General features: G+C 45.8%; 11 protein-coding genes and 1 CRISPR repeat array. Of the genes, 5 read left to right on the forward strand and 6 right to left on the reverse strand.

Annotated features, from left to right (window positions below; genetic code table 11):
* The first annotated feature begins 10 nt into the window (after nucleotides 1-10).
* The 3 genes from LAY57_RS13840 to hsdR are packed head-to-tail and all read left to right on the forward strand — an operon-like array spanning nucleotide 11 to nucleotide 3,069.
* Nucleotides 11-238: a hypothetical protein gene (locus LAY57_RS13840; protein ID WP_249067364.1), complete on the forward strand. Its 228-nt coding sequence runs from the start codon at nucleotides 11-13 to the stop codon at nucleotides 236-238.
* Entirely contained in the window at nucleotides 228-605 is a 378-nt protein-coding gene (locus LAY57_RS13845) for a type II toxin-antitoxin system RelE/ParE family toxin (protein ID WP_249067365.1), read from the forward strand. Before LAY57_RS13840 ends, LAY57_RS13845 begins: the two co-directional genes overlap by 11 nt.
* Nucleotides 606-663: 58 nt before the next feature.
* Nucleotides 664-3,069 (forward strand): EcoAI/FtnUII family type I restriction enzme subunit R, encoded by a 2,406-nt coding sequence (gene hsdR, locus LAY57_RS13850; protein WP_249067366.1) that lies wholly within the window; start codon nucleotides 664-666, stop codon nucleotides 3,067-3,069.
* A gap of 101 nt (nucleotides 3,070-3,170) precedes the next feature.
* Here the strand turns inward: hsdR and LAY57_RS13855 are convergent, their stop codons facing one another.
* The 6 genes from LAY57_RS13855 to LAY57_RS13885 all read right to left on the reverse strand — a co-directional run bounded on the left by LAY57_RS13855 (nucleotide 3,171) and on the right by LAY57_RS13885 (nucleotide 9,845).
* The gene (locus LAY57_RS13855; RefSeq protein WP_249067367.1) at nucleotides 3,171-5,084 is read right to left on the reverse strand and encodes a GTPase family protein; all 1,914 of its coding nucleotides are present in this window, start codon (nucleotides 5,082-5,084) and stop codon (nucleotides 3,171-3,173) included.
* A gap of 36 nt (nucleotides 5,085-5,120) precedes the next feature.
* Nucleotides 5,121-5,456, reverse strand: a complete 336-nt coding sequence (locus LAY57_RS13860; protein WP_249067368.1) for a XisI protein — start codon at nucleotides 5,454-5,456, stop codon at nucleotides 5,121-5,123.
* Nucleotides 5,444-5,860, reverse strand: coding sequence for a XisH family protein (locus LAY57_RS13865; RefSeq protein WP_249067369.1), 417 nt, complete (start codon nucleotides 5,858-5,860; stop codon nucleotides 5,444-5,446). The genes LAY57_RS13860 and LAY57_RS13865 overlap by 13 nt, the downstream gene beginning before the upstream one ends.
* Nucleotides 5,861-6,173: 313 nt before the next feature.
* Nucleotides 6,174-6,642: a CRISPR direct-repeat array (repeat unit 37 nt; unit sequence CTTTCAAAGCTTGTTAATCCCTTTCAGGGATTGAAAC).
* Between the two features lie 204 nt (nucleotides 6,643-6,846).
* Nucleotides 6,847-8,031 (reverse strand): GTPase family protein, encoded by a 1,185-nt coding sequence (locus tag LAY57_RS13875; protein WP_420839086.1) that lies wholly within the window; start codon nucleotides 8,029-8,031, stop codon nucleotides 6,847-6,849.
* A gap of 512 nt (nucleotides 8,032-8,543) precedes the next feature.
* Nucleotides 8,544-9,374: a SulP family inorganic anion transporter gene (locus LAY57_RS13880; RefSeq protein WP_249067371.1), complete on the reverse strand. Its 831-nt coding sequence runs from the start codon at nucleotides 9,372-9,374 to the stop codon at nucleotides 8,544-8,546.
* Nucleotides 9,375-9,470: 96 nt separating this feature from the next.
* A complete protein-coding gene (locus LAY57_RS13885) occupies nucleotides 9,471-9,845 on the reverse strand; it encodes a SulP family inorganic anion transporter (RefSeq protein WP_249067372.1) in 375 nt (124 codons plus the stop codon).
* Nucleotides 9,846-9,961: 116 nt separating this feature from the next.
* Here LAY57_RS13885 and dxs point away from each other — a divergent pair, with 116 nt between their 5' ends.
* The gene (gene dxs / locus LAY57_RS13890; RefSeq protein WP_249067373.1) at nucleotides 9,962-11,869 is read left to right on the forward strand and encodes a 1-deoxy-D-xylulose-5-phosphate synthase; all 1,908 of its coding nucleotides are present in this window, start codon (nucleotides 9,962-9,964) and stop codon (nucleotides 11,867-11,869) included.
* Nucleotides 11,870-12,101: 232 nt separating this feature from the next.
* Nucleotides 12,102-12,317, forward strand: coding sequence for a DUF8147 domain-containing protein (locus LAY57_RS36770; RefSeq protein WP_476727016.1), 216 nt, complete (start codon nucleotides 12,102-12,104; stop codon nucleotides 12,315-12,317).
* Nucleotides 12,318-12,349: the final 32 nt, after the last annotated feature.

Raw genomic sequence — 12,349 nt, forward strand, 5'->3', positions numbered from 1 at the left:
GATTTGATTTATGCTGATTGATAAAATTATCCAAGAACTGCAAGATATTCCCGAAGACAAATTAGCAGAAATTTATGATATAATTCACTACTTTCGCTTAGGCTTAGAAAGAGAGTTATCTGCTGAGGAAACACCCACTGAAATTGTGATTGAAGGTATTCATCAAGGCATTAGAGAAGCATTAAGTGGGCAAACTATACCTCTTTCAGAAATGTGGGAGGGAATTGATGCAGAGTGAACCATCGCCCATCCAAATTGCTCTTACTCCTCGGTTTAAAAGGGATCTACGAGAACTTGCTAAACGCTATCGTTCAATTCGTAGCGATCTCCAGCCGTTAATTGAGCAACTTAATGCAGGTGAAATTCCTGGAGACAGAATTCCTGGAGTTAAATATCAAGTTTTCAAAGTTCGTCTCAAAAATAGCAACATTCAAAAGGGAAAAAGTGGAGGCTATCGAGTCATTTATTATGTGAAGACTGAGCAAGAAATTATCCTCGCTACCATTTATTCTAAATCCGACATTTCTGATGTTAGTTATGAAATCATTGAAGAAGCGATCGCACAATATGAAGAAGAAGTTCAAATAGAGAATAACCCAAACTAAGACTAGAAATAAGTTAAACTTCCTGACCCACCATCAACCATAAACCCTCAACTCTCCAATGAACGAAGCCGAAACCCGCGCCGAACTAATTGACCCCGCATTAAAAGCCGCAGGCTGGGGACTTATCGAAGGTAGTCGCATCCGCCGCGAAGTTATCGCCCCTGGCCGCTTAATTGGCAACAGTAAACGCGCTCGATCAGACATCGCCGATTATGTCCTGGTTTATCGTGGTGAAAAACTCGCTGTCATCGAAGCCAAAAAACGCGACTTACCAGATACCGAAGGTTTAGGACAAGCCAAAAAATACGCCGAAAAATTACAGACTCGATTCGCCTACTCTACAAACGGCATCGGCATCTACCAAGTAGATATGCACACAGGCGCAGAAGGCTACATCAACCAATATCCTACCCCGGAGCAACTTTGGGAAGCCACCTTTAGCGATTTCCCTGAGCGAAGTCGAAGGGAAGATAACCAATGGCGCGATCGCTTTGCTGCCATCCCCTTTGAAGACAAAAGCGGCACATGGGAAGCCCGCTACTATCAACACAATGCCATTAAGCACGTCCTAGAAGCGATCTGCCAAGGACAAGACCGGATTTTATTAACAATGGCAACAGGCACAGGTAAAACCTTCATTGCCTTCCAACTTGCCTGGAAACTCTTTCAAAGCCGTTGGAACCTCAGCCGAAAACCCACACTTCGACAAGGCTCAGTGACCGCCCGTCGCCCGCGAATTTTGTTTTTAAGCGATCGCAATATTCTAGCTAACCAAGCCTATAACTCTTTCTCTGCATTCCCCGACGATGCTCTAGTCCGCATCGACCCCGAAGCTATCAAAAAACGCGGACGAGTCCCCAAAAATGGCAGTATCTTTTTTACCATTTTCCAAACATTTATGACCGGACGGGATAACGCAGGCAATCCTACACCCAAATTCAGCGACTATCCCCCCGACTTCTTTGACTTCATCATCATTGATGAATGTCACCGAGGCGGAGCCAATAACGAAAGCACCTGGCGGGGAATTTTAGAATACTTCTCCCCAGCAGTACAACTAGGACTCACTGCTACTCCTAAACGAGAAAACAACGCAGACACCTACGCCTACTTCGGCGATCCAGTCTATAAGTATGCCCTCAAAGACGGCATCAACGACGGCTTTCTGACTCCCTTTAAAGTCAGGCAAATCGAAACTAACCTAGATGAATATATTTACAGCCCCGACGATGAACTAATCGAAGGTGCAGTAGACGAAGCTAGAACCTACAACGAAGCAGACTTCAACCGCATCATCGAAATTAGCGATCGCGAACGTTACCGCGTGCAACTGTTCATGGAAGAAATTGACCAGAATCAAAAAACTTTGGTGTTTTGCGCCAACCAACTCCACGCTCTAGCCGTGCGGGATTTAATCAACCAAATGAAGATTAGCAGTAACCGCTCGGCTGAGCGAAGCCGAAGCCCTAATTACTGTGTCCGCGTCACCGCCGATGATGGAAAACTGGGCGAACAGCACCTCAGCACCTTTCAAGACAACGAGAAAAATATTCCCACTATTCTTACCACCTCCCAAAAGCTCTCCACTGGAGTTGATGCCCGAAACGTTCGTAACATTGTGCTAATGCGCCCCATCAACTCAATGATTGAATTTAAGCAAATTATTGGTCGCGGTACTCGCCTATTTGAGGGCAAAGACTACTTCACTATTTATGATTTTGTCAAAGCTTACGAACACTTCAACGATCCTGAATGGGACGGCGAACCCCAAGAACCTGTAGTAGTCAAAAAGCCTGAAGGTGCAGATACAATTAAAGGTTTTACAAAAGATACTAATAAAGGTAGCGTGGAAACTCCAGAAGAACGCCGCCCTCAAAAAATCAAAATCAAACTCGCTGATGGTAAAGAACGTTTCTTCCAGCATCAGATGTCTACCACCTTCTGGAGTCCAGACGGCAAACCCATGAGCGCCGAAGCATTTGTAGAACGTCTCTTTGGTGAAATTCCTGAACTATTCACAGATGAAGACGAATTAAGAGCAATTTGGAGTCGCCCTGATACTCGTAAAGCACTATTAGAAGGACTGGCAGAGAAAGGCTACGGCGAGGAACAACTCACAGAAATTAGCCGCCTGATTGATGCCGAGAAAAGCGATTTATATGATGTCTTGGCTTATATCGCCTATGCCTCTCCACCCATTAGCCGCCGAGAGCGCGTTCTTGCTCACAAGTCCTTAATCTTCTCGCGCTATATCGGCAAACAGCAAGAATTTCTCGACTTTGTACTAGAGCAATACATCAAAGCAGGGGTGGGTGAACTAGATCGCACTAAATTACCTCAACTTTTAGAGTTGAAATATCATACAGTTCGTGATGCTGTGGAAGAACTAGGGAGCGTTGCGAATATCAGTCAAGTATTTATCGGGTTTCAGCAGTATTTATATTCCCAGGAAATAGCAGCTTGAGTAAGATGCAGAGGGGAAAAAGAATCATAGATAATCTTCTGGCGGGAAGAAAGTAAGAGAGAAATGAATAATAGGTGATATAGCAACCGCCAAGGCGGTTGCTATAATTTGAGATAATATTGAAATCGCTCTCGCAGTTGTGGAATCGTCAGATTCGCAGTCCAGTACTCGACTAAGGCGTGACCAAATGCCCAGGCGTTGCGATCGGGTAAACCGGCGTTTTCGAGCAGCAGGGGCCACAGAGATAGCAGATCGAAGTTAAGTTTGTTAGCATCGTCTGTATTCAAAAGTGAGAAGAGGTCATAAGCCATCTGGAGTTTGCCAATCACTACAGGCAATTGTTCTACGGGAATTTGTTCTGCTAGTAGATAAGCGAGGGTTGGCGATCCTGTGGATAGGGTGGAAATGAATCTGAGGACGGGACTTTTGATTAGTGTAGTTAATCCTTGGGTTGTTGCCATTTGGAATGTGTAGCGATCGATGATTTTAGCAGCTGCGATCGCACGGGCGTCTATGTTACGCAAAAATCGGGCTAGGCGAATTTGCTTGAGAGGAGAAATGGCTTCCACTAATGCTAAGGATAGCGCGTCCTCCCCCCATGCGGTTCGACCCGTTTTTAGATCGCCTGTGACGACTGGTAAAACAAAATCGCAAAACTCACCTAGTTGCTTTTGTCGATATTCTGTAGCTTCTCGAATGGCAATTTCTTTGGGCCTTTCGCCCCATTCCCAATCATAAGGTGGTTGCCACTCGCGGATCGGACGCAGACGATCGACTTGGGTGACAATTGCGATCGCAGGTAAATCTTCAACTGTGGCTTTGATATCTTGGAGAAAGTCTACATCCATTTGCAGGGCAGGATCGATCGCAGGCGTGACTAACAGCAGCAGATCGGCATTTATGGCATAATCTAGTACTAGCTCTCGTAAATCGGCACGGTTGGCTTGTTCGTAGCCGGGAGTATCCCAAAGGGTAAGAGTTTCTGTGCTTTCGGCTTGCCAGCGATAATTCTGAATGCTAGAGGTACTGGGTAAAATATCTACTGCTGCTAATTCTGCCTGAAAGAGGGTGTTAATCAAGCTGCTTTTTCCAGATCCCGTTCTTCCCGCCAGCAGAATATTGACGGGTTTCTCCTCAACTTCCGCCACTGGTTCTGTTTGTGATAGGATTTCTCGTAGGGTTTGAGTCTTCGCTTTCGGTAATGTGGGTGTGGAAACGGAAAATTCTGCAACTGGCAGCGTAGTGCCGCCATAGAGGGCTACAGCTTGCTGAAATAAGTTCCTCAAAGCTGCTTCCCGCATCATTTGGCTCAAATTCACCAGCAGTTCCTGAGTTGCGCGGTTACTGTAACCCTTACTGGCAACTTTTGCTACCGCTACTGCCGGGTTCAATAACCACTGGGCCCAGTTCCATACTTGCCAGAGTTTGCGAGCGGATGGTTCTAGTTTGCGATATACTTCGTATGCTTGGTATGCTTGCCCAACCGTGACTTGATTGAGGGCTGGAGATAGTTTTTGCATCCACCGATCTAAGTCATCCATTGTGCCCCGAATCAGTCCGTAAGCTTGCGGAACGTAGATGGAAAGCAGGGGATATTTTACTTCTGGATGATAGATATGTGCGATCGCAACCACAAGATCCTGACATCGCGTCCAAAAAGTTGGCCAGTCTTCCCAAATTGCGCGATCGTTCTGTGCAGTCTTCAGGATATCTTGTAGTGCGGTTTCTGCTCTAGTGGCGGCATCATTTCCTCCTGGTAGCGCGGCGGTATTGGCTGTGGTTGATTCCAGTTCTTTGCTGACTTCTGCCATTACAGCTTCCATCTGTTCTACCATCGGTTGAGTCCATCTGACTAGCAGCCAACGCCAGCCTACTAAGATAAGGGTGAATACTGCCCAGATCCAACTAATGCCCCACTCGTGAATCTGCAACCCTGCCGATATCATCAGGAAAGTGACGATCGTTGCGATCGGTGTTGCTAATACGATCCATTGCCACAGCTTTAAGCGCACCATAGTCCAATCCCTGCCTAGTGTCGATCGCCCACTGTCTTAAGCTACACCATACTCGGTGTACTGGCGCTTGTAGGGTGGCTGTAACCCTAAGATAATATCCTCTTTGGATACTCCCATTGCCACCAATTCCTGAGCTATCTGGATATCTGTTGCATTGCGCTGAATCCAAATTTTTTCGTTTTTAATATCTAAGTGCATTACACAGTTATAAATGCGATCGTATCCATCCCAGCCAATATCTAAAATCTGATAATGGTCGCGTTCTGTATCGAAAATAAGTTGAACTTCAACATTTGCTCCGCAATGTTGATAGTTGCCATATTCGCTCAGTAGCTTCTGAATGTACTGACGGTATTGCTCTAGTTTTGCCATTGTACAATTACCTCATTCATTGGATCGAAGACAATCACTTTAACTTGATACTGTTGGACTGAAACACGAGCCAGATCGCGATTAAAAAATGAACGATAGGTTTCCAAGGGAATTGCTAAATAAAGAGTTCGATCGGGTTCGCTGAATTGGAGTGCCAACCGATAATTGAGAAATTGCCCCAATGCAGTATGGTAATCATATAGTTCTGACTCATTCAAAAAGCTTTTGATTTCAACTGCAATCTTTTCTCCTGCTTTTTCGGCTGCTAGGACTCTTTCTGCACCTAAATCAATTGATACTTTGTCTTTACCAAACTTTACTATCAGCGGATCGTGTGTAACGATCCATCCTCCCTTCTCAAGTGCCTGTTTTACAGCTTCGTGGAAGATATCTCTAGCAGACACAAGCAGAATCCAAACTCTGTATATCCATAATAGCGATCGCTAGACTTATAATCGCACGACAGCCACTGGGCGATCGGCCCTCAGTCCCCTCACTGACATAGTGTATGTGAACTACCCACACTAAATCGAAGCGATTATAGTGTGGGCTTCTAACATCACAGAGGAATGCCTCAGAACAGACTTGCGTCCCATCTTTGGTCTTACTTCCCCTCCGTTAGCAGAAACGGCTGTTCCATCCGTCTGTAGTATTCTGATGCCCTCTGCTCTAATATTTGTTGCAATGTGGCATAATGACAGAAAGAAGAAGACTTGACTTTCAAAGCTTGTTAATCCCTTTCAGGGATTGAAATTTTACGGCATCAATACACGAACTACGAAAGTGTATCTTTCAAAGCTTGTTAATCCCTTTCAGGGATTGAAATTTGAATATCTTCGAGGCGCATTGCCTCGGTGTATTCTTTCAAAGCTTGTTAATCCCTTTCAGGGATTGAAATTCATCTGCGTAAGAGTCAGTGTTCCCGTACTGGGACTTTCAAAGCTTGTTAATCCCTTTCAGGGATTGAAATCGTAACCTCCCACACCCCATACTTCTCCGTACCATCCTTTCAAAGCTTGTTAATCCCTTTCAGGGATTGAAACCTTGGGCTTCGCTTGCTTTTGCCTTGGGTTTGGGTCTTTCAAAGCTTGTTAATCCCTTTCAGGGATTGAAACTTCTGGGGAGCCTTGATACCAAGTTGTCTAATAGCTTTCAAAGCTTGTTAATCCCTTTCAGGGATTGAAACCAGAATCAAAATAAGCTATACCCTGCAACCAATAGCCAAACCGTATTCGTGTTCGTCGTCTTCCGTTGCTGAGCTAGAATTTATAACGAAGCGCTGCATCAGCTAATCTATTTGTAGGTTGGGTTGAGCAAAGCGAAACCCAACCACTTAGAGGTTGAAGTTGGGTTTCGTTCCTCAACCCAACCTACATTGCCGTACACAATATCATTTAATCCCCTTAAATCGTTCTTGCGCTGACTTAAACGCTTCTTTCATCACAGATTGGATTTGCTTGGGATCGGGTTTTTTGCCTCCCATCAAATCACCGAAATAAACGCAAGCTCCTTCACCGAGTGCTAAAGTGTAGGCAGCAGCCCAGGAAGCTGCGATCGCACTCCCGAAAACAGGCACAAATTTGACTAACTCCCGTCCCACTGCTTGTGCTAAAAAGCCACCTGCGATCGCACTTACAACACCTCCAGCCTGAGATGGCGTCAGTATCTGCCCGTATAATTTACCTAACAGCCCCACCATCGATACTTGCAACGCAGTCAGCACAGGCATCGTAGCAAACGGCAAGGGTACAGCCGCCAACGCAGCTGCCATAATGGAAAATGCCAAAATGTAACGGCGTCCGACATCCCGGTAGAGATTGCCAATTTGGTTACCAGCTTCGTTATCCAATAACTGATAAATCGCACGCGCTTCAGCTTCTGGGAGTAAGTCAGCCAGAGAATCTCTCAGCGCCTCTAAGCCGTAAAATACTGGCGTGTAGCTATCCTCTTCCAGAGTAAAGTCGATCGGGACAGCGCGATCGCACAATCCCGCAAAAGCTTGCTGAATCGCCGCAAAAGCTCGATTGAGTTCCTGATAATCTGGTGGATAGACAGGATGATCCTCTGTACCGGGAGGATAAACCTCATGCAAACAGGTAACTACCAGCAGACAAGGAATATCTGGATACCGCTGACGCAGCTGCTGGGCAATTTGTCGCAAAGTGTCGATCGCAAAATCATTAATTTTGACAGTCAGAATCAGAACTCTAGCACCGCGACTTTCCTGTTGCAGATCTCCAATCAATTCCTGAATAATTGTTTCCGTGTCCTGTTTGACATCCCCCAGTCCCACCGTATCTGTAAAGATCAGCAACGGCAAATCGTTGGAAGGATAAGCATAACGTTCCGTGTGTTGCGTGTGGGGACGAAATCCCTGACCCACAATCTGGGCTGAAACTCCCGTCAGTCCTCGTACAATCGAACTTTTTCCAGCCTGTGGCTTACCAATTAGCAGCGCTTCCGTCGTTGGCAATTCGGCGCGAACAGTCTCCAAAATCTCCGCCACCCGATCGTCGCTGACACTAAACCAGCTTACAACCGTCTGCGCGATGCGATCGGCGGGTAACAGTCGCATCAAGTGCGTAGTTGCATTGTTCCAGACATCAGCAATGGGGTTTGTCCGGGAATTATCTAACGCCCCAGTCGTCACCCCATCAGTAGGTTCGCTCAATTGCGGAGAATTAGTTAACGGCTTCTCAGCATTATGTTGCTCAGTCATTCGCATCAAAACGGACGGCAGACCCCGTATGGGTGGATACTGTCTAATCTTATATTCTTTTATCTACAAAGCAGAAAAGCGGGGTTTTTACCCCGCTTTCCTTTTAATCCGATACTTATAAGTTGCCTGTTGTAGGTTCGGCAGTTTCCAATTAAAGTGGTCTAGTTATCCCCTTTAGGGTTTCTATTTCATAATAACGCAAGTAAAAGTGGTAATTGTAAAATTTTCATTAAATTATGTCAAGTTCCCGTAAAGATGTTGCCTGGTTGCGATCGTAAGTAGCTGGTTGAAAGGAAGTCTCCCCCTTGTCCCCCTTGTCCCCCTTGTCCCCCTTGTCCTCCTTGTCCTCCTTGTCCTCCTTGTCCCCCTTATCCCCCTTGTCCCCCTTTTGACTTTCTTATCCCCCAAACACAGAGGACTGTGGCGGTAACAGTACCAACCAGAATGCCATTTTCAATTCCCAGCCCCAGTACTGCGAAAAACGTCACCAACAGCGAAGCAGCATCGGCTTTGTTATAGTTCCAAATATCTTTGATTGCGGCAATATCAATCAACTTCAAAACTGCGACGATAATAATTGCTGCGAGAGAAGTTTGCGGCATAAAATAAAACAAAGGCGTGCAAAACAGAACTGTGAAAGCAACTAATAGGGCAGCAATAATAGAAGCAAGACCCGTATTAGCACCAGCAGCAAAATTCACCACCGAACGGCTTAAACCGCCAGTTACTGGATAACCGCCAGTTATTGCTGCACCCAAATTAGCTACTCCCAATGCTACCAATTCCTGATTAGCATCTACATTCTCGTTGCGGAAACTAGCTAAAGATTTGGCAATAGCAATACTCTCCATAAAGCCAACAAAGCTAATAGTAAGAGCAACAGGCAACAAAGCCTGCCAGAGGGTTGCATCGAAAGATGGCAAAGTTATCGGCGGTAAGCCAGGGGGAATTGTGCCGACAATTTTAACCGCAGCATTCTGATTTAATCTCATTCCGTAAACCAGTAGCGTTCCTAAAACTATTACCAGTAAAGGTGCTATCTTGGTCGTAACCATTGTCATCGCCTCAGATATTTCCCAGCGTTTAAGCTGCACTTCCAAAAAACTGTTGAAATAAATTAAAATTCCAATACTACCCAATCCAATACACAGAGTTACAAAATTTGTTGGCTCTTTCGGAGTTGCTATGCTTTTGTTCACCCAAGAACATTTTTATTTCTTTTCTCCTCTCCCACTCTCCCCCTCTCCCACTCCCCCACTCTCCCACTCTCCCACTCTCCCACTCTCCCCCTCTACTCAAATAGCATAGTAAGTACGGAAGAGCCAATATTCTGGAGTGCCTCTGTCTGCTAATTTTTCCATCCCGGTGGCAACCAGCAGAGACACCATTGCCACGGGGCCAACTGCCAAGGTGCGCGTCGAGCCGAGTAGCGGGTAGAGTATGAGGGGAAGAATGCTGGCGTACAGTCCTACCTGGGGCGGCAAACCAGCCAGCAGCGAGTAAGCCATACTCTGAGGCACAAGCATAATGGCGACAATAACTGCTGCCATGAGGTCGCCTGGTAAGTCTTGTGGGGAATAATTGAGAAGCCACTCTAGAGGAGGCAGATAACGGCTTAAGTCGTTCGGTTCAACTTGGTTGGGAACTTCAGCAGCTTGTGGGTTGTTCAATTTTCGTTAGCCATAGTATCTTAAGCATTATTACTCAGCGGTAAGAAAGAAAGATTAAATCCTATAAAGTGAAAAAGGTAAAAATAATTCAATAATCCTCAAGAGAGAACCCCAGTATGCACCTGAGTGAAGTCACCCATCCAAACCAGTTGCACGGTCTTTCGATTCATCAGCTCAAGCAAATTGCCCGTCAAATCCGGGAAAAGCATCTACAAACCGTGGCAACCAGCGGTGGACACCTTGGGCCTGGTTTGGGAGTGGTGGAACTGACTCTAGGGCTTTATCAAACCCTAGATCTCGATCGCGACAAAGTAATCTGGGATGTGGGTCACCAAGCCTACCCCCATAAGATCATCACAGGTCGCTACAGTCGCTTCCACACGCTACGCCAGAAAAACGGCATTGCCGGTTATCTAAAGCGTTGTGAGAGCAATTTTGACCATTTTGGAGCCGGACACGCCTCCACGAGTATCTCAGCAGCCTTGGGTATGGCTCTGGCGCGGGATATGAAAGGCGATAACTTTAAGGTGGTGGCGGTAATTGGCGATGGTGCGATGACGGGCGGGATGGCGCTAGAAGCGATCAACCACGCCGGTCATTTGCCCAAAACCAACCTGCTGGTAGTCCTCAACGACAACGAAATGTCGATTTCGCCCAATGTCGGTGCGATTCCCCGCTACCTGAACAAAATGCGCCTTTCTCCGCCAGTGCAATTTATCACTGATAACTTAGAGGAACAATTCAAGCATCTTCCTTTTGTCGGCGAATCTCTGTCTCCAGAATTGGCACGCATCAAAGAAGGGATGAAGCGTTTGGCAGTTCCCAAAGTTGGCGCGGTGTTTGAAGAATTGGGCTTTACCTACATGGGGCCGGTGGACGGTCACAATCTGGAAGAACTGATTGCTACCTTTAAGGAAGCGCATCAGCATTCTGGCCCAGTGCTGCTTCACGTGGCAACAATGAAAGGCAAGGGATATGAAATTGCCGAAAAAGATCAGGTTGGCTATCATGCTCAAAGCCCTTTCAACCTCGCTACTGGCAAACCAATTCCCGCTAGTTCGCCCAAACCGCCTGCTTACTCAAAAGTGTTTACCCACACTTTAGTTAAACTGGCAGAAAATAATCCCAAAATTGTCGGTATTACTGCGGCGATGGCAACGGGAACTGGTCTGGATAAATTGCAAGCTAAATTACCTAAGCAATACATTGATGTGGGGATTGCGGAACAGCACGCTGTTACTTTGGCTGCTGGTTTAGCTTGTGAGGGAATGCGTCCGTTAGTGGCGATTTATTCCACTTTTCTACAACGCGGCTATGACCAGATTATTCACGATGTTTGCATTCAAAATTTGCCTGTCTTTTTCTGTTTAGATCGGGCCGGTATTGTCGGTGCTGATGGCCCAACGCACCAAGGGATGTACGATATTTCTTATCTGCGCTGTATTCCGAATATGGTGCTGATGGCTCCGAAAGATGAGGCAGAATTACAGCAGATGGTAGTGACGGGGATTAATTACACCCAAGGGCCGATCGCAATGCGCTATCCTCGCGGCAACGGTTATGGTGTACCCTTGATGGAGGAAGGTTGGGAAGGTTTGCCGATCGGGAAAGCAGAAATTCTCCGTTCTGGCGATGATGTGCTGATCTTAGGTTATGGTTCGATGGTTTATCCCGCCATGCAAGCGGCAGAAATTCTCAGCGAACACGGTATTGAAGCAACTGTGATTAATGCACGGTTTGCCAAACCGATCGATACTGAGTTAATTGCACCTTTGGCGAAACAAATCGGTCGGGTTGTTACTTTGGAAGAAGGCTGCATTATGGGCGGCTTTGGTTCGGCGGTGATGGAAAGTTTGATGGAAAATGATGTGGTTGTGCCAGTCAAACGTATTGGTGTACCGGACATTTTAGTCGATCATGCTGAGCCAAAAGAGTCTTTTGCCGAGCTTGGTTTGACACCTGCTCAAATTGGCGATCGTATTCGCAGCGCTTTCTTTAGCAAGCAACCTTCTGTTGTTAGTTAATCATTCAGTTTTTAACCGCAGATGAATGTAGATGAACGCCGATAATTATGTGTGTTTATTTGTGTTTATCTGCGGTTATTTGTCGATTCCAAATCAAGGAAACACTTACGTTTATGAATCCAGGTTTAATAGCTGTATTACTTTTGCTATTCTTCGGCCCATTTTTATTGATTAGCTATCAGACATTCATCAAATTGGGCTTGATCTGGAAGTTACTTTTACTACCAATAGCTTGGTTGGGCTGTTAATTGGGGTGATATCTGGAATTTTTCTTACTAAACTACTTGAGTGGTCGAGTAATTACAATCAGCCACCTTCAGAACCAGGGTCAATGGGTGGAGTTGCATGGCTTGGTATATGGTTGATTTTAACATTAATCCTGAGTGTCTTTTCTACTGCTATCTCTACTTGTCTGACTGCAAAGTTCTTTTTAATAATTGGTTTTTGATGGTGTGCTATAATTAAAATATCAATAAGTTT

This window comes from Argonema antarcticum A004/B2, from assembly GCF_023333585.1.
In the GTDB taxonomy this organism is placed as follows: Bacteria; Cyanobacteriota; Cyanobacteriia; order Cyanobacteriales; family Aerosakkonemataceae; genus Argonema; species Argonema antarcticum.